At 56.4% G+C, this 26,168-nt stretch carries 28 protein-coding genes, 2 tRNA genes and 1 pseudogene; 20 read left to right on the top strand and 11 right to left on the bottom strand.

All coding sequences use genetic code 11. The annotated features are described in order from the left end of the window. Nucleotides 1-7: 7 nt before the first annotated feature. The 6 genes from hpxX to UR504_RS03855 all read left to right on the top strand — a co-directional run bounded on the left by hpxX (nt 8) and on the right by UR504_RS03855 (nt 3,921). Nucleotides 8-196: an oxalurate catabolism protein HpxX gene (gene hpxX / locus UR504_RS03830; RefSeq protein ID WP_045334723.1), complete on the top strand. Its 189-nt coding sequence runs from the start codon at nt 8-10 to the stop codon at nt 194-196. Continuing rightward, nucleotides 193-1,590 carry an AtzE family amidohydrolase gene (locus UR504_RS03835; RefSeq protein ID WP_302234703.1) on the top strand — a complete coding sequence of 466 codons (1,398 nt, stop codon included), beginning with the start codon at nt 193-195 and terminating at the stop codon, nt 1,588-1,590. The genes hpxX and UR504_RS03835 overlap by 4 nt, the downstream gene beginning before the upstream one ends. After that, nucleotides 1,587-1,973 carry an oxalurate catabolism protein HpxZ gene (gene hpxZ, locus UR504_RS03840; RefSeq protein WP_248173389.1) on the top strand — a complete coding sequence of 129 codons (387 nt, stop codon included), beginning with the start codon at nt 1,587-1,589 and terminating at the stop codon, nt 1,971-1,973. Before UR504_RS03835 ends, hpxZ begins: the two co-directional genes overlap by 4 nt. Nucleotides 1,974-2,103: 130 nt before the next feature. Further along, nucleotides 2,104-2,295, top strand: coding sequence for a hypothetical protein (locus tag UR504_RS03845; protein WP_302234702.1), 192 nt, complete (start codon nt 2,104-2,106; stop codon nt 2,293-2,295). Then, nucleotides 2,283-3,536, top strand: a complete 1,254-nt coding sequence (locus UR504_RS03850; RefSeq protein WP_302234701.1) for a PAAR domain-containing protein — start codon at nt 2,283-2,285, stop codon at nt 3,534-3,536. The genes UR504_RS03845 and UR504_RS03850 overlap by 13 nt, the downstream gene beginning before the upstream one ends. Continuing rightward, nucleotides 3,529-3,921, top strand: a complete 393-nt coding sequence (locus tag UR504_RS03855) for a DUF943 family protein (protein ID WP_248173383.1) — start codon at nt 3,529-3,531, stop codon at nt 3,919-3,921. Before UR504_RS03850 ends, UR504_RS03855 begins: the two co-directional genes overlap by 8 nt. 625 nt (nt 3,922-4,546) lie before the next feature. Here the strand turns inward: UR504_RS03855 and puuE are convergent. From puuE to UR504_RS03870, 3 genes and pseudogenes are all read right to left on the bottom strand, one after another. Beyond that, entirely contained in the window at nt 4,547-5,446 is a 900-nt protein-coding gene (puuE, locus tag UR504_RS03860) for an allantoinase PuuE (protein ID WP_232057393.1), read from the bottom strand. Beyond that, nucleotides 5,403-6,235: pseudogene (hpxA, locus tag UR504_RS03865) on the bottom strand (allantoin racemase). Before hpxA ends, puuE begins: the two are co-directional and overlap by 44 nt. Continuing rightward, nucleotides 6,235-6,951: a GntR family transcriptional regulator gene (locus UR504_RS03870; protein ID WP_302234700.1), complete on the bottom strand. Its 717-nt coding sequence runs from the start codon at nt 6,949-6,951 to the stop codon at nt 6,235-6,237. Before UR504_RS03870 ends, hpxA begins: the two are co-directional and overlap by 1 nt. A 144-nt stretch (nt 6,952-7,095) precedes the next feature. Here UR504_RS03870 and UR504_RS03875 point away from each other — a divergent pair, with 144 nt between their 5' ends. Further along, the gene (locus UR504_RS03875; protein WP_029741848.1) at nt 7,096-8,592 is read left to right on the top strand and encodes an NCS1 family nucleobase:cation symporter-1; all 1,497 of its coding nucleotides are present in this window, start codon (nt 7,096-7,098) and stop codon (nt 8,590-8,592) included. 101 nt (nt 8,593-8,693) lie between these two features. Next, nucleotides 8,694-10,013, top strand: coding sequence for a guanine deaminase (gene guaD / locus UR504_RS03880; RefSeq protein ID WP_302234699.1), 1,320 nt, complete (start codon nt 8,694-8,696; stop codon nt 10,011-10,013). On the opposite strand, the gene uraH is transcribed toward guaD, so the two are convergent. Together uraH and uraD are read right to left on the bottom strand one after the other, a co-directional pair. Further along, nucleotides 9,993-10,316: a hydroxyisourate hydrolase gene (gene uraH, locus UR504_RS03885; protein WP_115874674.1), complete on the bottom strand. Its 324-nt coding sequence runs from the start codon at nt 10,314-10,316 to the stop codon at nt 9,993-9,995. The two genes, guaD and uraH, sit on opposite strands and share 21 nt — an antisense overlap. Then, the gene (gene uraD / locus UR504_RS03890) at nt 10,313-10,813 is read right to left on the bottom strand and encodes a 2-oxo-4-hydroxy-4-carboxy-5-ureidoimidazoline decarboxylase (protein WP_302234698.1); all 501 of its coding nucleotides are present in this window, start codon (nt 10,811-10,813) and stop codon (nt 10,313-10,315) included. The genes uraH and uraD overlap by 4 nt, the downstream gene beginning before the upstream one ends. A gap of 239 nt (nt 10,814-11,052) precedes the next feature. Here uraD and hpxO point away from each other — a divergent pair, with 239 nt between their 5' ends. Genes hpxO through UR504_RS03905 form a run of 3 tightly spaced genes read left to right on the top strand, consistent with a single transcriptional unit; the run spans nt 11,053 to nt 14,206 of the window. Continuing rightward, a complete protein-coding gene (gene hpxO / locus UR504_RS03895) occupies nt 11,053-12,207 on the top strand; it encodes an FAD-dependent urate hydroxylase HpxO (RefSeq protein ID WP_127730317.1) in 1,155 nt (384 codons plus the stop codon). Between the two features lie 17 nt (nt 12,208-12,224). Further along, a complete protein-coding gene (gene hpxD, locus UR504_RS03900) occupies nt 12,225-13,259 on the top strand; it encodes a molybdenum cofactor-independent xanthine hydroxylase subunit HpxD (RefSeq protein ID WP_115874671.1) in 1,035 nt (344 codons plus the stop codon). Nucleotides 13,260-13,270: 11 nt separating this feature from the next. Further along, entirely contained in the window at nt 13,271-14,206 is a 936-nt protein-coding gene (locus UR504_RS03905; protein ID WP_302234697.1) for a PDR/VanB family oxidoreductase, read from the top strand. A gap of 45 nt (nt 14,207-14,251) precedes the next feature. On the opposite strand, the gene UR504_RS03910 is transcribed toward UR504_RS03905, so the two are convergent. Then, a tRNA-Ser gene (locus UR504_RS03910) sits at nt 14,252-14,339 on the bottom strand. Nucleotides 14,340-14,616: 277 nt separating this feature from the next. Between UR504_RS03910 and UR504_RS03915 the strand changes: the two genes are divergently transcribed. From UR504_RS03915 to UR504_RS03940, 6 genes are all read left to right on the top strand, one after another. Beyond that, complete coding sequence (locus UR504_RS03915) at nt 14,617-15,753, top strand: D-alanyl-lipoteichoic acid biosynthesis protein DltD (protein WP_115874670.1); 1,137 nt, start codon at nt 14,617-14,619, stop codon at nt 15,751-15,753. After that, a complete protein-coding gene (locus tag UR504_RS03920; protein WP_256371422.1) occupies nt 15,750-15,872 on the top strand; it encodes a hypothetical protein in 123 nt (40 codons plus the stop codon). The genes UR504_RS03915 and UR504_RS03920 overlap by 4 nt, the downstream gene beginning before the upstream one ends. 9 nt (nt 15,873-15,881) lie before the next feature. After that, the gene (locus tag UR504_RS03925; RefSeq protein ID WP_115874669.1) at nt 15,882-17,000 is read left to right on the top strand and encodes an MBOAT family O-acyltransferase; all 1,119 of its coding nucleotides are present in this window, start codon (nt 15,882-15,884) and stop codon (nt 16,998-17,000) included. Beyond that, the gene (locus UR504_RS03930) at nt 16,997-18,430 is read left to right on the top strand and encodes an AMP-binding protein (protein WP_302234696.1); all 1,434 of its coding nucleotides are present in this window, start codon (nt 16,997-16,999) and stop codon (nt 18,428-18,430) included. Before UR504_RS03925 ends, UR504_RS03930 begins: the two co-directional genes overlap by 4 nt. Before the next feature lie 17 nt (nt 18,431-18,447). Beyond that, on the top strand, nt 18,448-18,666 hold the full coding sequence (locus UR504_RS03935) for an acyl carrier protein (protein WP_008499867.1): 219 nt from the start codon (nt 18,448-18,450) through the stop codon (nt 18,664-18,666). Nucleotides 18,667-18,918: 252 nt separating this feature from the next. Further along, the gene (locus UR504_RS03940) at nt 18,919-19,755 is read left to right on the top strand and encodes an alpha/beta fold hydrolase (RefSeq protein WP_302234695.1); all 837 of its coding nucleotides are present in this window, start codon (nt 18,919-18,921) and stop codon (nt 19,753-19,755) included. Between the two features lie 106 nt (nt 19,756-19,861). On the opposite strand, the gene UR504_RS03945 is transcribed toward UR504_RS03940, so the two are convergent. The 3 genes from UR504_RS03945 to UR504_RS03955 all read right to left on the bottom strand — a co-directional run bounded on the left by UR504_RS03945 (nt 19,862) and on the right by UR504_RS03955 (nt 22,270). After that, entirely contained in the window at nt 19,862-20,119 is a 258-nt protein-coding gene (locus UR504_RS03945) for a YjhX family toxin (protein WP_115874665.1), read from the bottom strand. A gap of 290 nt (nt 20,120-20,409) precedes the next feature. Next, a tRNA-Ser gene (locus UR504_RS03950) sits at nt 20,410-20,497 on the bottom strand. 144 nt (nt 20,498-20,641) lie between these two features. Beyond that, nucleotides 20,642-22,270, bottom strand: coding sequence for an ABC transporter substrate-binding protein (locus UR504_RS03955; protein ID WP_302234694.1), 1,629 nt, complete (start codon nt 22,268-22,270; stop codon nt 20,642-20,644). A gap of 270 nt (nt 22,271-22,540) precedes the next feature. Here UR504_RS03955 and yccA point away from each other — a divergent pair, with 270 nt between their 5' ends. Continuing rightward, nucleotides 22,541-23,200, top strand: a complete 660-nt coding sequence (yccA, locus tag UR504_RS03960) for an FtsH protease modulator YccA (protein WP_023335168.1) — start codon at nt 22,541-22,543, stop codon at nt 23,198-23,200. Nucleotides 23,201-23,254: 54 nt separating this feature from the next. Here yccA and UR504_RS03965 read toward each other — a convergent pair whose 3' ends face one another. Continuing rightward, a complete protein-coding gene (locus UR504_RS03965; RefSeq protein ID WP_111964528.1) occupies nt 23,255-23,731 on the bottom strand; it encodes a hypothetical protein in 477 nt (158 codons plus the stop codon). Continuing rightward, a complete protein-coding gene (locus UR504_RS03970; protein ID WP_302234693.1) occupies nt 23,728-24,483 on the bottom strand; it encodes a winged helix-turn-helix domain-containing protein in 756 nt (251 codons plus the stop codon). Before UR504_RS03970 ends, UR504_RS03965 begins: the two co-directional genes overlap by 4 nt. A 308-nt stretch (nt 24,484-24,791) precedes the next feature. On the opposite strand from UR504_RS03970, the gene UR504_RS03975 reads away from it, so the two are divergent. Together UR504_RS03975 and UR504_RS03980 are read left to right on the top strand one after the other, a co-directional pair. Then, nucleotides 24,792-25,535 carry a fimbrial protein gene (locus tag UR504_RS03975; RefSeq protein WP_111964530.1) on the top strand — a complete coding sequence of 248 codons (744 nt, stop codon included), beginning with the start codon at nt 24,792-24,794 and terminating at the stop codon, nt 25,533-25,535. A gap of 75 nt (nt 25,536-25,610) precedes the next feature. After that, nucleotides 25,611-26,117 carry a CS1 type fimbrial major subunit gene (locus tag UR504_RS03980; RefSeq protein WP_021240847.1) on the top strand — a complete coding sequence of 169 codons (507 nt, stop codon included), beginning with the start codon at nt 25,611-25,613 and terminating at the stop codon, nt 26,115-26,117. Nucleotides 26,118-26,168: the final 51 nt, after the last annotated feature.

Consider the following 26,168-nt stretch of genomic DNA (forward strand, 5'->3'; position numbering starts at 1 on the left):
AAAAAAAATGACGACACACCAACCCGACTGGCAGGCATACCTGGCGCAAATGGAAACTGTACTCGGCGTGACGCTGGATGACGCCCGCCGCGCCGAGCTGCAGCTGCAGTTCAGCCGCATAGCCACCATGGCCGCCCCGCTGATGGCGCTGCCGCTCGACGACCGTCTGGAGATTGCAGGAGTGTATAAAGCATGACGCTACACGAGATGAGTATCAGCGCGATCCAGCAGGCGCTGAGCGCGGGGGAGCTGAGCGCTCGCGAGATCGCCCGACAGACGCTGGAGGGGATTGCGCGCGTTAACCCGCAGATCGGCGCCTGGACCGCCGTGACGGAAGCACGCATGCTCGCCGAGGCCGACAATATCGATACCCTGCGACGGGAAAAGCGCCCCCTGCCGCCGCTGGCGGGCGTGCCCTACGCGGTAAAAAATCTGTTCGACGTTGCCGGTCACACCACCCTCGCCGGAGCCGAATTGTTCAGCCAGCGCCCTGCCGCCGCCGCTGACAGTTTTGCGGTGCGCCAGCTGCGCAGCGCGGGCGGGCTGCTGACCGGGATGGTCAATATGGACGCCTACGCCTACGGCTTTACCACCGAGAACAGTCACTACGGCACGACGCGTAACCCGCACGACCTGACGCGCATTGCGGGCGGGTCGTCCGGCGGTTCAGCCGCCGCGGTGGCCGCCGGGCTGGTGCACTTTTCGCTCGGCACCGACACCAACGGCTCGATTCGCGTTCCGGCCTCCCTGTGCGGTATCTATGGCCTGAAGCCCACCTTTGGCCGCCTGTCGCGATCCGGCAGCCATCCGTTTGTCGCGAGCCTGGATCATATCGGGCCCTTTGCGCGCCGCGTGTGCGACCTGGCGTCCGTGTACGACGCGCTGCAGGGACGGGATACCAGCGACGGTTTTCAGGCCGAGTGCTCCCGGGAACAGACGCGCCCCCTGCTCGATCGCGGGCTTGATGGCCTGCGCTGCGCGGTGCTCGGCGGCTATTTCACCACCTGGTGCGACGCAGACGCCAGAGCCGCCGTGGCGCGGGTAGCGAAAGCGCTCGGCGTGCAGGATGAGCTGCAGTTCCCTGACGCCGAGCTGGCGCGTTCGGCGGCGTTTATCATCAGCGCCTCCGAAGGGGGAAATCAATACCTGCCCGCGCTTCGCCATGAACCGGCGCGTTTTGAGCCGCACTCTCGCGAACGGCTGCTCGCCGGGGCGATGATCCCCTCAGCCTGGTATATTCAGGCCCAGCGGTTTCGCGCTCACGCCCGGCAGGCGTTCAAAACCTTATTTGCGCAGGCGGACGTGCTGATCGCCCCGGCCACTCCGCGCAGCGCCACGCTGGCGGGCGCGCAAACCATGGAAATCAACGGTCAGCCGCTCCCCATTCGCGCCAGCATGGGGATGCTGACCCAGCCGATTTCGTTTTTGGGCCTGCCCGTGACCACCGTTCCCCTGCGCACCGCGCAGGGTGCGCCCATCGGCCTGCAGCTGATTGCCGCGCCATTTAACGAGCAGGCCTGCCTGCGCGTCGCGCGGGTTCTGGAAGAGAACGGCATCACCGATGCCCGCCCGGCGGAGATAGCAGCATGATGAATCACGATGACATTAACCTCCCGTGGGTGGTTGCCGAGGTGACCGCCGCGTTTTACCGCTATGAGGACGCGCTGGTGAGCAACAACGTTGCGGTGCTGGACGAGCTGTTCTGGCACGACAAAAGCACGGTGCGTCTCGGAGCGGGTGAAAACCTGTACGGGATTGATGAAATCCGCGCCTTTCGGGCGGCGCGCCCGTCCGCCGGATTGCAGCGGACGCTGCGCCACACAGTGATTACCACCTTTGGGGAGGATTATGCCGTGTGCAGCACCGAGTTTACCCGCGAGGGGACGGAACGCATTGGCCGCCAGCAGCAGACGTGGGTACGGTTTGCCTACGGGTGGCGGATCGTGGCGGCCCAGGTGAGTTTGATGGTGTAATGAAAAGATGCTTACAGTTACATCCGACGGCAAGCCGGCGACAGAGTGCGACATATAGGGGAATTTTGGTTAAGTCTCGACCGGTGTATGATGGATGAGACAATAACATTATGAACCAGAAGGATTTGATATGTCACAGCAATATACTAACGAACTGACCCCGGAATTAGTCGCCACACTCGCTCGTCCGCCGTTTTCGGCGGAGGAAAAGGCTGTAATATCTGACGATTCCCGTCACACAGTCGAAGCGAAGGAAACATTCATGCATGAACATCCGGTGGTGGAGATTTACCGGCAGAGGGCTGAATTATGTCCATCATGAGAGGGTGTAGCGTTCACGGCAAGAATGTCGGATTACACGGAGATAAAACCTCCTCGGGGGCACAATGTATCGCGGCCCGGCCCGGTATGTCGGTCATGGGGTTGCTGAAACTCTATATCGGCGACAAGACCACACCCTGTCCGAAGTGTGGGGAGGTGGGAGTCATTGTGGACGGGGATCACCGCTGCTCAAACAGTGCCGCTGTTGCGGTGGATGGTGCGGAGATCCGTTGCGGGTGTCCGCAGGGGTCCAATTTTCTGATTGCCCCGGATACTATCCCGCAGCTTTCAGAGCCAAGCGCCGGGATGGTACCGGTCGCAGCACCAGAGCCGGAACTGCATGCGCAGACGGCGGAAAAGCCTCGCTCTGAACCTCTCCCTCTTCCGACGCGAATTTACCAGACCACGAGGCAGATGGATGACTATCAGGCCAAGGATATGCGCTACGGCGATCTGGACACGCTGACGCTACGTAACCAGTTTTACATCGACGTGGACAATGTGTCCGCGAAGGTGAACCCTCGAACCCTGAAGCTACAGCCGACAGCGAACACTGCAACACAATATTCCCCTTATGCCATGCAGGATCTTGAACAGCAGCAGCCGTCTGTCAGCAGGGACGAGGCGACGCGCCTGATGTTTGATGAGTTCCGGGAACTGGCGAAGCTGTATTCCTTCCACGGTCCGTATAAGAACATCATCACAGAGATGATTGACCATATGCAGGAGAATCACGGTGCACCATACAGCAGCCCGTTGCTGGACAGGGCGCTGAAGGAGCAGATCCTGAATGACCATTCAGAGAAAAGCTCTTTACTGGAAATTAAAGATGTTCTGAAACGAGTAATTGACTATGAACATGGATTTATACCACTGGATAAAAAAGGCGATATCTTCGACAAAAATGGAAACCTTAAAGAAATAGGGAAAACTGTACTGCCTAAATTTGACCGGAAGATAGATAACACTAACGGTCTGGTGATCTCTGTACATGACACCTGGTCCACTCATATCACGCTGGTATCACTACTTGTGAGTGGTGACAGCTACCGGGCAACGGTGCATTACCGGATTCAGGATCACTTTGGACTCGATGACGATGATGTACTGAACCCTGTATACCGGGAGTTTCGTATTTTCCGTTTGTGGTTTGCGCTCCAGCGTTGGAATGAGTACGGGTATAAGCCGTTTATCACCGAGATGAATGCCTCTGTCGAAATTAACGGGAGGCGAGGTGAATAAACGGCTGTTAGCTGGCGCTATTGCGGTAATAGCTTGTGGTTATGTGCTCTGGCAGCGTTTGACACCAGTTGAAATAGTGGCGGTGCATGAAGGGGATACGATCTTAGTCAGGAATTTCCCGTATCTGAAAAGTCGCCAAATAGCTTGGTGGGAAGCCAACAAAGATATAATTCAGGCGAAATATGGGATACCTAATAAAAGCGAAGGTGGTTATTACAGCGTAACTATTATGGACTTTGGCGACGGTTATCGTATTGATCGAGGGACGGATGAAGACTCTGATTTAATTTGCTTCGATGAAATGCCCGTAGATGCGCGATGTATCGAAAAACATCCTCGGCTATGGATTATGTCTAGCCAAAATACCGGGCTGTTTTATAGATAATAATACTTACCAAAAGGATCTTCTTGAGATCCTTTTTTAACGCATAATCTCTTGCCCTGTAAACGAAAAAACCCGCCAGTAGGCGGGTTGATCCGGGTTCGTTGAGCTTGCAACTCGGGAAACCGGACGGTAACTGGATCTTTAGCGGAAGACAGTCACCAAATCACTTCTTTCAGTTAGCCTCTACAAGGCTGTCTGTTTAATAGTAAACGACAGTTTTACTTATGTTGACTATCAGTCTGCCTTCTTCCGCGAACCTCAGTGACCAGTGGCTGCTGCCTGTGGCGATTTGTAGTATCTGTCCGGGTTGGCTCCAGAATACAGTTACCGGAACAGGCGCAGCAGTCGGGCTGAACGGGGGGCTCTTGCTTACAGCCCAGCAGGGAGTGAACTATCTAACTGGAACGGGGCGTTTTGATATAGGTAAGGCTTCCACCACAACACGTAGACCTTATGCGGTTTGCCTACGGGTGGCGGATCGTGGCGGCGCAGGTGAGTTTAATGGTGTAACGCTGAAAAACCTGCCCGGTGGCGCTGCGCTTACCGGGCCTGCGATGTCCAGTATGCCCTGTGGGTTCTGTAGGCCGGGTAAGGCGCAGCCGCCACCCGGCTAAAGACGGCTCAGTTATTTCTGAAACGGATGCACCTCCCGCCAGTGGTCGGCAATCTGCTGGCGGGTACAGACCCATACCCGCTCGTGCTGCTGCACATAATCCAGGAACTTCTGCAGCGCGCGAAAACGCCCCGGTCTGCCCAGCAGGCGACAGTGCATGCCGATGGACATCATCTTCGGCGCGCTTTCTCCCTCTTCGTACAGCACGTCAAAACTGTCCTTCAGGTAGGTATAGAACTGCTCGGCCGTGTTAAACCCCTGCGCGGTCGCGAAGCGCATGTCGTTCGCATCCAGCGTATATGGCACAATCAGGTGCGGCTTGCGGGTGCCGTCGCTGCAGGCCACTTCCGTCCAGAAGGGCAAATCGTCGCCGTAGTAGTCGCTGTCGTAGTCAAAACCGCCGTGCTCCACCACCAGCTGGCGCGTGTTGGGGCTGTCGCGCCCGGTGTACCAGCCCGCTGGCGGCTTGCCGAACAGGTCGGTCAGAACGTGCACCGCCTTATGCAGGTGTTCGCGCTCCTGGCTGATGTCCATGTTTTGATAGTGGATCCAGCGCCAGCCGTGGCTGACCACGTCGTAATCTGCGGCTTTGATCGCCTCAACGATCTCCGGGTGACGCGCCAGCGCCATCGCCACGCCAAAGACCGTTAGCGGCAGGCCGCGCTTTTGAAATTCATTGTGGATCCTCCAGAACCCGGCGCGGCTGCCGTATTCGTAGAGGGAGTCCATCGACATGTGCTTATCCGGGTAGCTGGCCGCGCCGATAATGTCCGACAGGAACTGCTCGGATCCGGCATCGCCGTGCAGAACGTGGTTTTCCGCCCCTTCCTCATAGTTGAGCACAAACTGCACGGCGATGCGCGCCTGATTAGGCCACCGCGCGTGCGGCGGGTTGCCCGCGTAGCCGCGCAGATCCCGCGGATAATCCTGTTCAAAAAGCCCCATTGCCACCCCCAAAAATTAAAATGGATTCAATGCCTGAAAATGCCCGCTTAACGGTTTGTTCTCCGGGAATGCCAGATCCCCGTGCTTGCTGGTCGACAGCCCCAGCGCCACCAGCGATTCCACCATCTTCACCGCCGCGCTGACGCCGTCGATCACCGGCACGCGCAGCTCGCGGGTCAGCTCCTGCGCCAGCGTTGCCATGCCGCCGCAGCCCAGCACGATGGCGCCACAGCCATCCTCTTTCAGCGCCTGTATACAACGCGCGCGCACTTTTTCCTGCGCCAGACCGCTGCCGTCCTCCAGCGCGAGCACCGGAAGGTCGATGGCGTGCAGCGCCGCGCAATGGTCCTGAAAGCCATACTGGTGCAACAGATGACGGGCAATAATCAGCGTGCGCGGCAGCGTGGTAACCACCGAAAAACGCGTCGCCACCAGCGTCGCCATGTGCATCGCGGCTTCGGCAATGCCGATAACCGGCCCCTGGGCCAGCTCGCGCGCCGCCAGCAGGCCCGGATCGCCAAAGCAGGCAATCACGTGACCCGACACGCCCTGTTCCCTGCCTTTTTTGATCTGTTCCAGCACACCGACGGCGGCGATGGCCTCATCAAAGTGGCCTTCTATGGACGGTACGCCCGCGCTCGGGCAGACCGCGAGGATCTCCGTCCCCGGCGCCGCCACCGCGCGGGCCGCCGCGCCGATGGTTTCCGTCATGGCGAGGCTGGTGTTGGGGTTGATCACTTGTATACAGACAGACATTACGACTCCTTGTGGCCGGCAAACAGCCGGGCAAAATCAGGCAGGCACTCGCCCGCCCGCTCGAAGCAGAGGCTGGCGACGATATGTTCAAAATGGTGCATTAATGCATCGCTTAGCGGCTGGAGCGCCTTCTGGCGCAGCAGATCCACAAGCTGTTCGTGATCGTTGCAGCGGCAGCCCTGACGCCACGGCGCGCCCCAGGTGGCAATCACCAGCGAAGAACGCTGGCTCAGGCCGGTCACCATCTCAGTGAGCACCTGGTTGCCGGATATGGCCTGCAGCTGAATGTGGAAATTGGCGGAGTGGCGAATCGCCGCCGGGCCGTCATAGGCCTCGTGCGCCTGCTGCTCCTGGCGAATAATGGTCTCCAGCGCGGCAAGGTGCGGCGGCTGGCAGTGCGCCAGCACGTCCGGAAGGTTAGCGACCTCCAGCAGCGCGCGGGTGCGAAAGATGTGTCGCGCCTCTTCCACCGTCGGGCTGGCGACGTGTGCACCACGCTTGGGCGTCAGGGTGACCATTTGCACAGCGGCGAGTCGTTGAAGCACCTTTCGGATGCCCGTGCGGCTTACGCCAAACACCTCGGCCAGCGCCTCTTCCGGCAATTTGCTCCCCGGCAGCAGCTGATGTTCGACAATCGCGGTCATCAGCGCCTGAAAGATCGATTCGTCTTTGTCATGCAGGTCTGGCGCGGTCTGCAGGGCGTTTATGTTGTTCATTCACCACTCCGTCTTTTACTCTTCGTTATCGAATCGTATACATAAAAATAAAATATTGCATACAAGATTTATTATTTTGGCCTGGATCCTGCAACACCGTTTGCACTCCCGCTTAACGGGTTTTCATTCACAGGAGCAGGTTTCATGCCAAACAGTCAAAACGCACAGCAAGGTACGGCCGCTGATTCCGGTGCGGTTTACAGCCCACGTCTTTGCAATGAGGATCTGGCACCGACGCGTGACCAGAACTGGAGCTGGTACAACATCTTTTCGTTCTGGATGTCGGACGTTCACAGCATGGGGGGTTATGTTGTCGCCGCGAGCTTCTTTACGCTCGGTCTGGCAAGCTGGCAGGTGCTGCTCTGCCTGCTGGTGGGGATTTGCATCGTGCAGCTGTGCGCCAACCTGGTGGCCAAACCGAGCCAGATGGCGGGCGTGCCCTATGCGGTGATCAGCCGTCAGGCGTTCGGCGTGTTCGGGGCCAATATTCCGGCGGTGATCCGCGGACTGATTGCCTTTGCGTGGTACGGTATTCAGACCTATCTCGCCGCCAACGCCCTGATGCTGGTGGCGCTGAAGTTCTGGCCGTCGCTCTCTTCACTCACCACCGGCGCGTTCCTGGGCCTGTCGCATCTGGGCTGGATCTGCTTCGCTATTATGTGGGTCCTGCAGGCGATGGTCTTCTGGCACGGCATGAGCGCCATCAAGCGCTTTATTGATATCGCCGGTCCGGCGGTCTACGTGGTGATGCTTGCCCTCGCAGGCTGGATTGTATACAAGACCGGTTTTGACGGGATATCCTTTACCCTCGCCAGCAAATCCCTGAGCGCGGGCGAGCAGACCTGGCAGATGATCACCGCGACCGCGCTGGTGGTGTCTTACTTCTCCGGCCCGCTGCTCAACTTCGGCGACTTCTCCCGCTACGGAAAAAGCATGGGCGAGATCCGCCGCGGCAACCGCTGGGGCCTGCCGTTCAACTTCCTGCTGTTTTCCATCGTCACGGTGGTCATTGTCTCCGGCACCCAGTCGCTGTTTGGCCGCATGATTACCGATCCGATCGAAACCGTCAGCCGCGTGGGCAACGATCTGGCCGTGGCGATTGGCCTGCTGACGATGATCACCGCCACCATCGGGATCAACATCGTGGCAAACTTCGTCTCCCCGGCGTTTGATTTCTCTAACTGCTCGCCGCAGAAAATCAGCTTCCGCACAGGGGGCATGATTGCCGCCGTCGGCTCGATCCTGCTCACCCCGTGGAACCTGTTCAACTCGCCGGAGCTTATCCACTACACCCTGGACGTGCTCGGGGCGTTCATCGGCCCGCTGTTCGGCATTCTGATTGCAGACTTCTACCTGATTAAGCGCGGCAAGGTGTCGGTTGACGATCTGTTCGACGACACGCCAAAGGGCAAATACTGGTACCGCAACGGCTTTAACCCGAAAGCCATTGGTGCGCTGATCCCGTCCGTTGCCGTGGGCCTGGTGATTAGCTTTATCCCGGCCCTGCATGAGGTAGCGAACTTCAGCTGGTTTATCGGCGTCTTCCTCGGCGGCGTGACCTACCGCTGGCTGGCGCGGGAAGATCGAGAGACGGCGGGTGCGACGTCGTTCAGCTCCCGCGTGGCAACGCAAAAAGAGTAACCCCCTCCCTCCGGCCGCAGCTTATCTGCGGCCCTTTCATTCTGGCACCGTTCTTGCTGAGCCTTCTCACCCCCCGCAACGCAAACACGAAGGCAGGAACCATGATGGAATACCAGACTGCGATACGCGGTGCATTTTTTGATATTGCCCGGGTCTGCGACAGCGCAGACGCCATTGCTCAACACGCGCGCTACCTTGAGGACGGGCTGCTGTTTATACAGAGCGGGAAAATTCTGGCGCAGATGCCGTGGCAGGAGGGCGAGCAGTATCTTGACCCCCACAAGGGCTACACCGACCTGCGCGGCAGGCTGCTTCTGCCCGGTTTTGTCGACACCCACGTCCATTACCCACAAACGGAGATGATCGGCGCCTTTGGCGAACAGCTGCTGGAGTGGCTGACCACCTACACCTTCCCGGTGGAGAGCCAGTTTGCCGATGAGGCCTACGCGAAAGAGATCGCCGAATTTTTCATTAACCAGTTGGTAAGCAACGGCACCACCACCGCGCTGGTATTTTGCACGCTTCATCCTGAATCGGTCGAAGCGCTGTTTACCGAGGCCCTGCGCCTCAACATGCGCCTTATCGCCGGAAAAGTGATGATGGACAGACACGCGCCGGACTACCTGAGCGAAGACGCGAAGCAGAGCTACCGGCAGACGCGGGCGCTAATCCAGCGCTGGCACCACCGGGGACGGCTGGGCTATGCCATTACGCCGCGCTTTGCCCCGACGTCATCCCCCGAGCTGCTTGCGGCGGTCAGCCTGCTCAGAGAGGAGTTCCCGGACACCTGGCTGCAGACCCATCTGAGCGAAAACCCCAACGAAGTGGCCTGGGTAAGCGACCTCTGGCCGGAGCACGAGCGCTATCTGGACGTGTATCACCACTACGGCCTGACCGGCGAGCGCAGCGTGTTTGCCCACGCGATCCATCTGCACCACAGCGAGTGGCAGTGCCTGCATGACACCGGCTCGGCGGTGGCGTTTTGCCCCACCTCTAACCTGTTTCTCGGCAGCGGGCTGTTTCGCCTCCCCGCCTGCTGGCAGCACAGGGTGCGGATGGGCATCGGCACCGACGTTGGGGCGGGCACGACCTTCAGCATGCTGCGCACGCTGGGGGAAGCCTACAAGGTCGGCCAGCTTCAGAGCTACCGCCTGCGCGCCAGCGAGGCGTTTTATCACGCCACGCTGGGCGGCGCGCACGCCCTCCGGCTGGACGATAAGATTGGCAACTTCACAACCGGCAAAGAGGCGGATTTTGTGGTCATCGATCCCGACGTGACGCCGCTGCAGCGCCTGCGCAATCGCCGCTGTCAGGATATCTACGAGCAGCTTTTTGTGCTGATGACCCTCGGAGACGAGCGCAACATCAGCGAGACCTGGGTTAACGGCGAGCGGGTGTGGTCAACTGCCCCGGTAGGTTGACCACCCGCCGGGGGCAATCACAAACGGCAGATGGAAATGCTCGTCTGCCGTTTCTCCCGTCACAAAATCAATTTGCGCACAGGGGTAGATTGTCTCCCGGCCGGTATCGCTAAACCACGCCCCGATCTCCGCCACCAGCCGATAGCGGCCCGCGGGCAGAGAGGCAACGAACGCGGCGATGCGCCCCTGCGCGTTGGTCACGCCCGTCGCCAGCGTCTTTCCGTCCTGTTGCAGATGAACCGTTACGCCCTCTGCGGGCTTGCCCGTAGAGATATCGAGAATATGGGTGCTGAGTGTGCTCATTCGTTAATAACTCCTTCCAGCCGAAGCAGCGTAATTTCCCGCAGCTGTTCCAGCGCGGCACGGATTTCCTGCGCGTCGCTGTTCTCCAGCCGCGCGTGCAGGGCCCGCAATATCTCCTCGCCGCTGCGACCCTTCGCGCGGATCAGAAACACGCGTCCGAAGCGGGCCTCGTAGCGGGCATTCCCCTCGCGCAGCGCCTGGGCAAGGGCGCCATCGCGATCGTTCACAGCGCCCTGCTCCTGACGCGACAGCGCCGCCTCCGCCGCTGAACCCGCGGGCTTTTCCCCGATGCGCGGATGGGCGCTCAGGGCCTGCGCCAGCGCCGCTTCGTCCCAGTTTTGCGTCAGCGCGTTTGCCGTACTGAGTAATTCGTCCCGGCTGGCGTATGGCCGCCCCAGAGCCAGCGCGTCGGCCCAGCCGGGTATCGCCACGCAGGGCAGAAGCAGCGTAAGAGCATCTTTCTCAGGAAGCTGATTGAAGTCGTGCAGTGCGATCATAGTGTCTCCTTTGTTATCCTTCTCCAGGCTATTGCACAAACCACGCCACCCTGAACGCGGGCGTGAAACAGTCGATTCCGTATAGCTCAACTGGAAATTTTTGATTCATAAAAAGGCACGCTCACCGCGTTTACGCACCTTAGCAGTGCAAACGTCTCCCTCACAACGCCGTTTTCGCCATGCTGCAGCCTGGTACGCAAATTGCTGAATGTCTTTACACCCTGCAAAAGGAGAGAAGCATGAAAGCAATCGTGATTGGCGCGGGCATTGGTGGCCTGAGCGCTGCCGTGGCGCTGAAGAAAGCGGGCATCGACTGTACCGTGTTTGAAGCCGTGAAGGAGATCAGGCCCGTCGGGGCGGCCATCTCCATCTGGCCTAACGGCGTGAAATGCATGCAGCACCTCGGCATGGGCGACATCATCGAGACCTGGGGCGGGCCGATGCGTTTTATGGCCTACAAGGATTACCGGCGCGGCGAGACTCTGACCCGCTTTAGCCTTGCCCCGCTGGTTGAGCGTACCGGCGGGCGTCCCTGCCCCGTCTCGCGCGCTGAACTCCAGCGCGAAATGCTGGACTTCTGGGGGCGCGACGGGGTGCAGTTCGGCAAGCGCGTGGAACACGTCCATGAAGACGACGCGGGCGTGAACGTCACCTTCACCGATGGCACCACGGCAACCGGCGATTTTCTGATTGCCGCCGACGGCAGCCACTCGGCGGTTCGCCCGTATGTGCTGGGGTATACCCCGGAGCGCCGATACGCCGGGTACGTAAACTGGAACGGGCTGGTGAAGATTGACGAAGAGATTGCCCCGGCGCACCAGTGGACCACCTTCGTTGGCGAAGGCAAACGCGTGTCGCTGATGCCCGTCTCCGGCGGACGCTTCTACTTCTTTTTTGACGTGCCGCTGCCCGCAGGCCTGGCGGAAGATCGCACCACCCTGCGCGCCGATCTCACGGGCTACTTCCGCGGCTGGGCGCCGCCGGTGCAGAAGCTTATCGCGGCGCTGGATCCTGAAACCACCAACCGCATTGAAATCCACGACATTGAGCCGTTCGACAGCCTGGTGCGCGGCAACGTCGCGCTGCTCGGCGACGCCGCGCACAGCACCACGCCGGATATCGGCCAGGGCGGCTGTGCGGCGATGGAAGACGCCGTCGTGCTGGGGGAGTGCCTGCGTGAAAACCATAATATTACGCTGGCGCTGCGGCAGTACGAGGCGCTGCGCTGCGACCGGGTGCGCGACCTGGTCCTGAAGGCGCGTAAGCGCTGCGACGTCACCCACGGGAAAGACATGGCGCTGACGCAGGCCTGGTATCAGGAGCTTAGCGAAGAGACCGGAGAGCGCATCATCAACGGTCTGTGCGAGACCATTCAGGGCGGCCCGTTAGGCTGAACGCAAGAGGGACAACGATGAAAAGAGAACCGACTCCACCCGCCCACTGCACGTTTGAGCCAGAAGACTGGCTGCGTCTGGCGAAATGCTGGCATCCGGTCGCGCGCGCCTGCGACGTCGGTCCGGCGCCGGTCAAAGCGACGCTGCTGGATGAACAGCTGGTGATTTATCGGATAAACGAGCAGGTTGTGGTCGCCCGTGACGTTTGCCCGCACCGCGGCGTGCCGCTGACGCTCGGCTTTCACGATGAGCACGGGATTATCTGCCCCTATCATGGTTTACGCTTTGGGGAGGACGGGCGCTGCAACCGTATTCCGTCCAGCCCCGACCAGCCCGTTCCGGCGAAGCTGAACCTGATTAACTACGCCGTGGAGGAGCGGTTCGGGCTGATCTGGACCTGCCTGGCCTTTGATCCGGAAAACCCCGCGCCGCTGCCCACCATGCCGCACTGGGATGACGACGGATTTCAGCAGATCAACTGCCCGGCGTTTGAGGTGAACGGCTTCGCCGGGCGTCAGGTGGAGGGTTTTCTGGACGTGGCGCACTTTGCGTGGATCCACACCGATACCTTTGCCGACCCCAATAATCAGCTTGTACCTGCCTATCAGCCGCAGGAGACGCCGTTCGGCTTCGTGGCGGATTACTGGAGCTCCGTGAGCAACTATCCCGCCAGTTCACCCGTGCAGGCACCAGAAGGGTTCCAGTGGCTGCGCCATTTTGAAATGCACCTGCCGTTTACCGCTACCCTGACGATTCATTTTCCGGGTGAATCGCGGCTGGTGATCATGAACGCCGCGTCGCCCGTGTCGTCGCGCGTGACCCGCATGTTCGCCCCTATCGCCCGCAACTTTGACCTGCATATTCCGGTGGAGGATGTGCATGCCTTTAACCTGCGCATTTTTGAAGAGGATCGCCTGATGGTCGAAACCCAGCGCCCGGAAAGCCTGCCGCTGGATCTGACGCTGGAAGCCCATATTCCCGCAGATAAAAGCTCAATTGCCTACCGTCGGGGGCTGAAGAAGATGGGCTTTGGCGAATTTTTCCTGGTATGACGGAGGCCGATATGCTGAGCGTAATTGTTGACGGGCTGTGGCGCGAGGGCGACAAAAGCCTCGCCGTCAGGCTGGTGGCTGAAAACGGCGAAGCGCTCCCGGCGTGGCAGGCCGGCGCGCACGTTGATGTCCACCTGCCCTGCGGCGTGGTGCGCCAGTATTCACTGACCGGGGCATGTGGGGACGAGAGCTATCTTATTTGCGTGGGGCGTGAAACCGCCTCGCGCGGCGGGTCGCGCTACGTTCACGAGACGCTGCGTCCCGGGCAGAAGCTGATGATATCGGCCCCGCGCAACCTGTTTCCGCTTCAGCAGGCTGAGCGGGTTTTGCTGCTGGCGGCGGGCATTGGCATTACGCCGCTGTACGCGATGGCCCTGCAGCTGAAGGCGACCGGAACGCCGTTTACGCTGCACTATTACGTCAGAAACCGCGAAAGCGCGGCGTTTACGCGTGAACTCTCCCGGTTCGATGAGTGCCTCACTCATACCGCCAGCCCGCGCACAACGCTGGCAGAGCATCTCCCCGCGCCCGAGGCGGGGCTGCACGCCTGGATATGCGGACCGGCAGGGTTTATGGAAAAAGTGCGTGAGGTCGCGACGGCAAAAGGGTGGGATTACGCCCACCTTCACAGCGAGGCGTTTCAGCCCGTTGCGCCCGCCGCAGGCGGTGAAACCGGGGAGATCTTCACGGTCAAACTGGCCTCCACGGGTGAGCGCTGGCCGGTGCCTGCGGATAAGACCATCGCCCAGGTATTACAGGAAAACGGGGTGGACGTTCCGCTGTCATGCGAAATGGGGATCTGCGGTGCGTGCCTGACGCCGGTGATTGACGGCGTGGTGGATCACCGGGATAGCGTGCAGTCGGAGGCGGAAAAAAGCGCGACGAACCAGCAGGTGGCGCTGTGCTGTTCGCGAAGCCATTCCGGGGAGCTGGTGATTGGGCTGTAAAACGAAAAAAACCCTGCGATATTGCTATCGCAGGGTTTTCGAATTTGGCGGAAGCGTAGAGATTCGAACTCTAGAACCCTTTCGGGTCGCCGGTTTTCAAGACCGGTGCCTTCAACCGCTCGGCCACGCTTCCAAAGTGAGGCGCACTATAAACATCTATTAGCGCCTTGTAAAGCAGGAATTTTTCTATTTTTCCCCACAGGCGTTTGACTGCGCAAAAAGTCACCCAAACGCTGACTTCACATCACTCTCCGCGACCTTGTACATACCGTAACATAGCAACGCTCATCGTTTTAAAACGCTCTGGTATAGAATGCCACAAAAATAAACGGTCATTTGTTGTGTAATTGTTATAAATCTGAGTAGCCACAGATTTAGAAATTACTGCCATGCAGTGTTACTGGTTGATGATGAAAATCAAAAATTCGCTTTGCTTACATATCCTGATGGCGACGCTGGCCATTTTGTTTCTCTGTGTTCACCCGCTGGTGACGAGTTTCGATCCGCCGCTCACCTTCCAGCCGCTGATTAAATCAATGGCGGGCACGCCTAAAGAACAGGCGGAAAAAATTGCCACTATTTCTCATGCCTTAGAAGGGAATGCTATTTTCTTCATTGGCGCGTCTGAGGTTGCCACCTCAGAAGATGAACATTACGCTGTATATAATTACTTTAATAAGCAATTACACAAACCCGTCGTGGCGTATGGCGATGCGTTTGTCGATGATGAAACGCAATTTTTACTATTCTCACGCTTTAAAAATAGCCTTAACGCAAACAGTAAAGTTGTTTTGCTGCTGGCGCCTGACAGCTTTTACTCAAAAGGGCTGCCACCGGCTATTTATGCCGATAATTTCCCCGGCTCTATTTTTAATCCACTGATGAAGGATCCGCAGGCGCGCCCGCTGCTGGTTAATTATTTAAAGCATATTGATAGTAAAGAAATAAGCCATTTAACCTTTGGCCAAATGCGCGTCTTTGGCTGGCATCCCGATCTGATCTGGGACGAGCTGAGCTTCCAGTTTGCGAATGTCTGTACCATGATAAAAAACGATTGGCTGTCGCTGCTCAACATTAGGCCCCAGACGGTTCAGACCTGGCCGCCGCAGCCAGCCACCCACATTATCCCTGACTGGGATAAAGAGCTGGCGAATGCCCGCGAGTTAAATAAAAAACGCCAGCAGAGCGCGGCCACCCTGTGGATGGACAAAACGATTTACGAAGAGGACGGTACGCGGCAACAGTGGGACGACACGCCGGTCGTGCCTGCGCAAATCGCCGCTTTCAGTAAAACCGTCCAGCTGCTGAAAGAACATCACGTGCAGGTGATTGCTATCGTCGACCCGGTTAACCCCTGGGCGCTTTACAACACCGATACCTTCCGCCCGGTTGATAAGCAAATTAAAACCATTCTGGAAAAAAACCAGATCCCCTATTTAGATATGTACGCCATGCCTTATCAGAATGGCTGGAACTGGGATCGTTTGCACCCTTCCGAACTGGCCTGGGTTCCAATGATTCGCTTTATTGCACAGAGTTTTAAATGATGAAAATTGCGATCCGTCTTTTTTTCCTTTATCTCCTGCTGGCGATTACCGTCGTCGCGTGGACCTCTGTCGATGACAGCATGAGTATGCAGCTGCATTTTGAATATCAAAAGTTCTGAGGCCGAATGATGTATAGCTCAGGAATGTTTTTTGTCTATTTGTTTTCATCCGCCCTGGCGTTTGCGCTGGTCAATCGCGTATTACGCCATCGCCTGACGTATTTATCGGCCTTATCCGTCCTGGCCGCATTAGGCTGGGGCTATATTTTTCAGGGTGATTACCGTGTTCCCGCGGTCGTTTTTTTTAGTTTTTACCTTGTCGCCGCGTTGAAAGAAAAAGGATGGTTAAAAACCTGGCAGGCGATTGTGTTAACGCTGCTTCCTTTATTTTTGGTGAAACTGCACGTTAATCACCATCTCGGCATGATCGGCCTCTCTTTTATGACGTTCCGCGCGGTGGACGTGCTGCTCTATCGCAGTAAAAAAGAAGGGCAGAATTTCCTGCACTATTTCTGCTATCTGTTTATGCCCTTTATTATTCTGGCGGGCCCAATGTACCGCTGGCGGACATGGATGAGCGACGTCAGCAAGCCCGTCTTTGCCCTTACTCGCGAACAGTTTTTAGTGGCGCTGGAGCAAATCATTACCGGCATTGTCCAGAAGTTCCTGTTTGCGATGCTGGTTGACTCACTCGTCGTGCAGCCCTGGAGCCATAAGCCGTTTACGCTGACCGTGGGCGTGGTGATGTCGATTGCCTATAGCGCCTATCTGTACTTTGATTTTGCGGGCTACAGCAATATGGCCATCGGCGCAGGCCGCCTGTTTGGACTCAACATTCCGGCAAACTTCAATATGCCGCTTCTGGCAAAGAACCCGCAGGATTTCTGGCGCCGCTTCCACATCAGCCTGTCTGAATGGCTGCGCGATGTGGTCTTTATGCCCGTTTATATGAACCTGATGAAGTTCAACTTTTTCCGTCAGAACAAAACGCTGGCGCAAAATATCGGTATTTTTTGCACCCTGTTCTGCATGGGTGCATGGAATGGCCTGGAACGCCATTACGTCATCAGCGGCGCGCTGTTTGGCGGCATTTCTGTCGCCCATAACATGCTGCTGTGGTCAGCCAAACGCAGCCCGACGTTACACCGCGGGTTGCAGTATCCGGCCGTTGCGTTTTTGGGACGCATTCTGACGCTGGGAAGCGCCGCGGGCTCCCTTTACATCTTTAGTGGAATGTCACCTCTATGAAAAATCACTCCGATCTTCAGGAAATGCACGATTTCTTGCGTGCGGCATTATGCGATCCCGCCTCCCCGCAGCAGCCGGCCATCAGCGGCAGCGACGAAGCCTTAAGCTGGCTGCAGCTTTCCGCGGCCGTGACGGACTGGGCGCAGCGCTATCAGCGTTGCCAGCCTGTTGCCGGTACGCCGGTCGTCTTGTACGGACACCAGCAGGCCGAGTTCGCCGTGGCGATTTATAGCTGCCTGCTGCACAACATTCCGTATATTCCGGTGGACTGCATTTACCCGCAGGAGCGCCTGCGGGAGATCTGCCATCTGGCCAGCGCCCCTTACTATTACGACGTCGCGACCCGGCAGTTTATCGCCACCGGTGAACCGGGCAAGGTGCTGGAGGAGCAGGATTTGGCCTATATCATGTTTACCTCAGGCAGCACCGGCAAGCCTAAAGGGGTGCAGATTGGACGTGAAAGCGTATGGCACTTCATGAAATGGGTCAGCCAGGACTTTTCGCTGCCGGAAAAACCAGTGCTGATGAACCACGCGGTGTTCAGTTTTGACCTCTCCCTGATCCCTTTGCTGGCGAATCTGGCGATGGGTGGACACATCGTGCTGAACGCCAAAGAAGACATTCAAAAAGAGAACTGGCTGGAACGACTGAAAAGCAATGCCGTCTCCGCCTGGATTTCCACCCCCTCTTTTGCTTACCAGCAGCTGCTTTCCCCGCAGTTTAACAGCGAGTATTTACCTGAACTCAACGTCTTTATCTTCATTGGTGAAGTGTTGAATAAAGCGCTGGTTAAACAGCTTCGCCGCCGCTTCCCGCAGGCAAAAATCATTAACTCCTATGGTCCAACGGAAGCGACCATCGCGACCACCGTGGTTGAAATCACGGATGAGATCCTGAACAGCGACAGCGCCGTGCTGCCGGTGGGGGTCATGATGCCAGAGAGCAGAATGGAAATTTCCGCTGAAGGCGAGCTGATTATCTGGGGTAAAAACGTCATGCGCGGCTACCTGGGCCTACCGCAGGAGAATGCAGAAAAATTACTCCGTCGGGAAAATGAAGCATTTCGCGGCTACCGGACCGGCGATCTGGGCTATGAAGCGGGACTTATCTACTGCCAGGGCCGCAACGATAGCCAGGTCAAACTGAATGGCTACCGTATTGAAATTAACGAGATTGAAAACCGCCTGCTGGCCATGTCCGGCATCAACGAAGCGGTGGTTCTGCCGTTGATGAAATCCTGCGGCAGCGTGCTGCGCATTGCCGCGTTCTGCGTGACCGATATGGCGCCGGATACCATCAAAACGTCGCTTTCTAAGGTGGTTCCGCACTATATGGTGCCTTCACAAATTATCGTAAAAGACGCTTTGCCGCTGAATCCCAACGGCAAAATTGACCGCAAGCTGCTGGACGCTCACGCCCGCACAAATTAATGACTCCAGGAAAAATTATGGAACAAGAAATTCTCGCCCTGTTCGAAAAAGTGTTATCCCGTAAGGTGGGCTTTCACGATGAACTGATTGAATCCGACATTCTCGACTCCATCCTGGCGGTCGATATGGTGCTGGAAGTGCAGGACGTTTACGGCTGTATGATCCCGCCAACTGACGTAGCGACGGTGCTGAAAACCCCGGCTGACCTGGCCCGCTATATTGAAGAAAACCGCTAAACGCCCCTGCAGTTAATCCTGCCCTGAAGGCTCTGGAGGATCTCCCCAGAGCCTTTTTTCGTTCCCCCCTCCCGCCTGAAAGCAAAACGCTGCCTTTCACAGGAATGAAACCCACTGCTTTTACTATTTCACCTACACTTTAGGGGTACTGTCGGTACGGGAAATAGAAAAAAGCCAACTTAATTAAGGCATTAATGATTCGCTCTCCACCCGGGTTGCGATCGTTTTGCCTTTAACAGAGGAGTCTGCAGTATGGCATTCGTAACCACGAAAGACGGCGTCAACATTTACTACAAAGACTGGGGCCCCAAAGAGGCCCAGCCCATTGTCTTCCACCACGGTTGGCCGTTGAGTGCCGATGACTGGGATAACCAGATGCTCTTCTTCCTTGCTGAAGGCTATCGCGTTATCGCTATCGATCGCCGCGGTCACGGGCGTTCGGACCAGGTGAGTGAAGGACACGATATGGATCATTATGCGGCCGATGCGTCAGCCGTGGTTGAAAGCCTGGATCTGCGTAATGCCGTGCACGTCGGTCACTCCACCGGCGGCGGCCAGGTCGCCCGCTATGTTGCCCGGTACGGCCAACCGCAGGGACGCGTTGCCAAAGCGGTGCTCGTCAGCTCTGTTCCGCCTCTCATGGTAAAAACGGAGACTAACCCCGGCGGAACGCCGATCGAGGTTTTCGATGGCTTCCGCAAAGCGCTGGCGGCTAACCGCGCCCAGTTTTACCTCGACGTCGCCAGCGGTCCTTTCTATGGTTTTAACCGTGAGGGAGCCAAGATTTCACACGGTACGATTCAGAACTGGTGGCGTCAGGGCATGATCGGCAGCGCCAAGGCCCACTATGAGGGGATTAAGGCATTTTCTGAAACCGATCAGACGGAAGATTTAAAAACCATCACGGTTCCCGTTCTGGTGATGCAGGGCGACGACGATCAGGTCGTGCCGTATAAGAATGCCGCCCTGCTGCAGGACAAGCTGCTGGCGAACAGCGTACTGAAAATTTATCCGGGCTTCCCGCACGGGATGCATACCACCCATGCGGATACTATCAACGCGGACATTCTGGCTTTCATTCGCTCATAACGCTGCGTTTCTTGCCGGGTGGTGCTGCGCTTACCCGGCCTACATTCCGCCACAATATTCAGTTCAATGCATGAACGCCACCCGAGGGTGGCGTTGTCTATTCCGCTTAGCGATTATCCAGCTGGGCGCGAACGTTGTTCAGCCCGGTGGTGTTGATGCGGTAAGGCTGCCCGTTCACGGATCGGATCAGCTTTTTAGAGCGGAGTTTTTTGAAGACGTTCAGCGTGCAGTCGCTCAGCACCAGCCCTTCACGGGTGTAGCACTCAACGGACGTGACGCGGCCGGAACTGTCGCGGACGTGCACAATACGCCCACCTTTGGCGAGAACGTGTAAGGTACGTTGTTCCTGACGGGATAAATTCATACTGGAAAACCTGTGTAATCATCATGCGTAAAAACGAGCCCACACCCGCAGGTGCGTGCGTAAGGTTTAAGCGCAGCGATAACCAGTCCGTCCTGAAAAGGTCGGGAAACTGATTATCTGATGAAAACATTCTCCAGCATCAAAGCCTCGATGAGAGATGAAAAGGTATTTACGGGGTGAATAATAGCGCCTGATTTTTGCGGGGAAATAACGGGGTCTTGAAAGTGTGAGGCGGATCGGTCAATCCAAAACAAAAACCCCAGGTTCACGAGTAACCTGGGGTTTATATCTGGCGGAAGCGCAGAGATTCGAACTCTGGAACCCTTTCGGGTCGCCGGTTTTCAAGACCGGTGCCTTCAACCGCTCGGCCACACTTCCTAAGTGAGGCGAACTATAAACACCTCACCGCGTGCTGTAAAGAGTGGCTGCACTCGTTCGCTGTAAAAATAGTCAAAACGTGTTTAATCGGTTGAACTGACGACACATCGACGATTTTATCAGCACAGTCTCCCGCGCTCAGGCTTAGTGTTTTTTGATGTACATGTCTTTGGTGTAATAGTACCCCAGCTTATCCGGCGTAAACCCACCCACCCACGGTTTCACCAGGTGCGTGCGAACGTAGTGATAAACCGGAATGGCCGGCACATCACGACCCAGCAGATCTTCCGCCTGCTGGTAGAACTTACCCCGCTCTTCCGTTGTTTTGGCTTTTGCGGCATTCACCAGCGCCTGGTCGTATTCCGGATTGCTGTACTGGCTGGTGTTTTCGCTGTCGCCGGTGCGGAAGGTGTTCAGGAAGGTCGCCGCATCGTCGTAATCGGCAATCCACGCGTACCGCACCGCGTCAAAGTTGTGGGTGTGCATGGTATCCAGCATGGTTTTCCACTCCTGATTTTGCAGCTTCGCCTCCACGCCGAGGTTCTTTTTCCACATGGAACTGGCCGCAATCGCGATACGCTGGTGCGATTCAGAGGTGTTATAGAGCAGGTTGAAGCTCAGAGGGTGGCTTTCGTTGTACCCGGCCTCGTTGAGCAGTTTTTTCGCCTCAGCGATGCGCTTGTCCTGCGGCCAGCTGGCGTAGTCCGGATTCTGAAGCTTAACGCCGCCGATATCCGGCTGGCTGATGAGCCACGCCGGGCGCTGCCCCTGCCCTAACACTTTCCCGGCAATGATGTCTTTATCGAGCGCCATGTTCAGCGCCTTGCGCACCCGGGCGTCGTTGAACGGCGGTCGGGTGGTATTGAATTCGTAGTAATAGGTCGCCAGCTGCGGAGAGACATCCAGCTGGCTGCCCAGAGTCTTCTTAAGCTGGGCAAACTGGTTGATCGGCACCGTGTACACGATATCAATTTCACCCGCTTTATAGCGGTTCACATCCGCGGCTTCGGAGGTGATAGGCAGATAGGTCACCTTGTTAATCACGGTATGGTCATTATCCCAGTAGCGCGGGTTACGCTCCGCCACGATGCGTTCGTTGACCACCCACTGCGAAAGCTTATACGCCCCGCTGGTGACGATATGTTCAGGCTTGGTCCACTTGTCGCCAAAGCGGCTAATCAGCACTTTATCCACCGGCACCAGCGACGGGTGCGCCAGCATCGCGAGGAACGCCGCGTTAGGCTGCGTCAATGTCACTTCCAGGGTGGTGTCGTTAATGGCTTTCACGCCCAGCGTATCGGGCGTTTTTTTCCCCTGGGCGATATCCGCACCATTTACGATGTGCATGTTGCCTGGATAGCTGGCATACGGTGAAGCGGTTTTAGGATCAACCAGACGCTGCCAGCTCCAGACCACATCTTCCGCGGTGATGGCAGTGCCGTCGCTCCAGGTGATGCCCGGGCGCAGATGGAACGTCCAGACGGTGTTGTCCTTGTTCTCCCATTTTTCCGCCAGCCGTGGCTGAACTTCACCCGACGGGGAAACGCTGACCAGCCCGTCGAATAAATCACTGATAATATTGAATTCGACGTCGCTTTCGACTTTATGCGGGTCGAGCGAAGCGGGCTCATTACCGTTGTTCCTGACCAGTTCCTGCTTATCGGCCAGCTGCGTTCCTGCCGGCACGTTAGCCGCCCAGGTAGCCGTGCTGGCGCACAGGATCCCTGCGGTAAGTAAAGAGAGCGTAAAGCGCGTGCGTGTTTGTGGTTTCATTTCCTTCGCCTTATTGTCTGTTTTTGTGACGATCCGGAAATAACTCTTAGCGGCCTTATGGTAATAACGCAATAATTTTCAGTAACCTATAAGAGGTTGATCTGATTAATCGCGTCAAACCGCTGTTCATACTGGTGAAATGTATTTATGCAGAAGAAACAACCAGCTCCAGCGCTAACCTGCTGAGTAAAGATGGGTAAAACCACTTTGAGACTGGCGCCCCGTTTCCTATTCTTTCCGTTAATTACATCTGTCATAAGAGAGTGACTCATGGATCGTATAATTACTTCCTCACGCGACCGCACATCGCTACTCAGCACCCACAAGGTGCTGCGCAATACCTATTTCATGCTCAGCCTGACGCTGGCATTCTCAGCGATCACCGCCACAGCCAGCACCGTGCTGATGCTGCCGTCTCCGGGGCTCATTCTGACGCTGGTGGGTATGTACGGTCTGATGTTCCTGACCTACAAAACCGCTGACAAACCGGTCGGTATTCTGTCGGCCTTTGCCTTCACCGGCTTCCTGGGCTACATCCTGGGACCGATGCTGAACGCGTATCTGTCTGCCGGTATGGGCGACCTTATCGGCATGGCGCTGGGCGGTACCGCGCTGGTATTCTTCTGCTGCTCGGCCTACGTGCTGACCACCCGTAAGGACATGTCCTTCCTCGGCGGTATGCTGATGGCGGGTGTTGTTGTGGTGCTGGTGGGCATGGTGGCTAACATCTTCCTGCAGCTGCCTGCCCTGCACCTGGCGATCAGCGCCGTGTTTATTCTGATTTCTTCCGGCGCGATCCTGTTTGAAACCAGCAACATCATTCGCGGCGGTGAGACGAACTATATCCGCGCCACCGTCAGCCTTTACGTGTCGCTGTACAACATCTTCGTCAGCCTGTTGAGCATCCTGGGCTTCGCCAGCCGCGATTAAGCACAACGGATATTAAAAAGGAGAATGCCTCTGGCATTCTCCTTTTTTTATGCCCTACTCACCCCGGCAAATATAGGTGGGGTAACGCCGGTCCTGAATCAGCCACACGGATGGCGAGAGTTCAGAGATCGTGAGGTAATAACGTGCGGTAGGACTGGCAAAGCTCCCCCACTGTGCATCAGGCGTATTGTCATTGTGCCGACGCCAGGTTTCGGTGTAGCTCAATACAATGACCTTATCGTCGTCCCGCTGCTGCCAAGTAAAGTCCACGTCCCTGTCAACGATCATATTTTGCCCGTCAGCCCTTGCCGCGCCTTTATAGGTAGTTACCCCTGTACCATCCCGGTGAAAATAGAACTGAGCAACGGTATTGACCTTTACTTCGCTGGCTTTTCCCTCATTGCGCGTGAAGTTAAATTCAGTGCTGCAGGCCAGCACATCCTTTTTAAACACACAGCCGGAATAGTAAAATAGCGCCAGGGCACTGCCGACCAATGCGCCACCCAGCCCAAAAAGAAGTTTTATTTTCATTTTTGTGCCCCACTTTTATAACGGATGGTTTTGCACAGGCTGGATTTACTGACCGGGCAAGCGCCAATGAACACCTCATCTGCAGTGGCAATAGAAAAACGGGCGCTGAAATAATAAATGTCGTATTCCTCACGTTCGCATGCCACGTTATTGGCCGCCAGCCGCTCCGCTAATTTCGATAACACCAGCGGTCTTCCGTGATCGTTGATAATCCAGATGCTGCAACGCGCGATTTTCTCCTTAACCGGCATGAGTTTCGCCGGGACGAATATCCCCTGCTGTCGGCTAAAGCAGAAGCTCGCTCCCAATACAGCGACAATCAATACGGCAGGGATCCCCCACCTTTTCAGGGAAGCGGGTCGCCGGTTTTCCTGTTGCGGTGCAGACGGAGGCTGCGGCTCGGCGGTTTGAATATTCTCTCCAGGCTGAAAAATCACATCGGCCTCAAAGCGAAACCCATAACGGGGCACGGTTACGATAAATTCATACCTCTCTCCCAGCGCCTGGAAGCTTTTCCGTAATTCGCTCACCGCTTTATTGAGATTATTTCCCGATGGCGTAAAGCCAAACTCCTCCCACACGCGGGTAATCAATTCCTCCCGACTCAGGTCGTGCCCTTTGTGTTTAATAAATTCCTGTAAGAGGCGAACGGCGGGTGCCGAAAGCGTTAATACAGATTCCGGTTGTCCAACAAGACTTATTGCATGTGCTTCAGGATCAAATAACAACGAATTATTGCATATAAAAAACATCTTTTATTCTCGGCTGTTACCGCATGCTTTTTAATCCCTGGTACATCGACATGAAAATCGCCTCCCGATCTGCTTATTTTTTCATCAGAAGGAATTTTCTCTCCATCCCTGGTCGCGGTATTTTCGCTTAACTATACAACCTCAAAGCCAGAAAAGCAGGATAAAAAACTGTATGTAACGAGTTAATTAATACAAATTTTCACAAACCGCTGTTCTGGTTAAAGTTTCCCTGCCCTGAAGCGATACGTTAGCAGAGGGTGTCCCGTTGTGAATGCTCCGGGAATGAACTCAACGCAGGCGGACCGAAAGTGAAACAGAAAAAAAATGTGAATAAGACAACTGCCTTTTATATCGCTGCGCTGTCACTGCCATTTTTCTCAGAAATGGCACTGGCCAATATGAGCGTGTATCCCATGGAACTTAACGTGGATAAGTCCGGTGCGGCGCAAATTAAGGTGGCCTCAAAAACGGATGATATTCAGTTCATTCGGGTGAGGCAAAAGAAAATTCTTAATCCCGGCACGGCCCAGGAAAAAGAGATTGATGTGGCCTCGTGGAAAGAAGGCGGTGTTGTTGTCACACCGGAAAAATTCGCCCTTGCGGCAGGCGCAATGCGAGTGGTTCGTCTGGTATCGCTTACGCCCCCGGAAAAAGAGACGACCTGGCGCGTCTATTTTGAAGGAGTAAAGCAGCCTGACAGCATTATTCCGGGCAAGGCAGAAAGCCCTGCGGCGACGGCAAGACTGGGCGTCAATGTGATCTGGGGCGCCCTGATCCATCTCGCACCGGAAAAAAGTGTGGTTTCACTGACGATAGACCCTCGCAGGGGCACGTTAAAAAACAACGGCACGTTGCGCGTGCCGCTGAGAGAGATCGGTATTTGTAACGCAGATTCGTCGTGTAAATGGGTTAAAGAAGACGCAACGATTTATCCGGACACCGAACGGAAATTAAAAACGCTCACAAAGACACAAGGCCAGAAATATAAATTCCGCTACTTCAACTGGGTGAATAAAACCGCTGAAGAAGCTGATTTACCCGTCGTGCAATAACACGACGTCACCGTAAAGACCCCAAAGGGTTTGTTTAAAGAGCCAGGGTGCTCATTTGTAAATATGGAGATATCAATGCGTAAGTACTTTAAACCTCTAATGATTGTTGCCGCGATGACCACGTCCGTTAGCGCGCTGGCGATTCAAAAAGATATTACCGTCAACGCCAGCGTTGATTCACAGCTGGATATGACCCAGGCCGATAACACGCCGCTGCCGGCAAGCATCGATATGCAGTACCTGCCTGGCCGCGGTCTGGAAAGCTATCGTCTGAATACCAAGGTGTGGTCTAACTCCGCCACCAGCAACGTGAAAGTCCGTCTGGTGAGCGCCGCGAAGCTGGCGAATGCCGACGGCGCTGAGACCATCCCAATGACGGTGAAGCTGGGCGATAAAACCCTCTCTACCGCAGATGTTGAATACACCGGTACCGAACTGTTCCCGGGAAGCATCGAAAACGGTTCAGCGGTACTTCCGCTGACCATTTCCCAGACCACCAAAGGCATTCTGAAAACCGGTCAGTACAGCGGCGTTGTCAGCCTGATGCTGACGCAGGCGACTACCACGGAAGGCGGTGCGTAACACCACAGCACCTAAGGAATAACGTCAGAGGGTGCCCACCCTCTGACGTCA

The sequence above is a fragment of the Enterobacter sp. 241F3 genome, from assembly GCF_034106785.1.
In the GTDB taxonomy this organism is placed as follows: Bacteria; Pseudomonadota; Gammaproteobacteria; order Enterobacterales; family Enterobacteriaceae; genus Enterobacter; species Enterobacter vonholyi.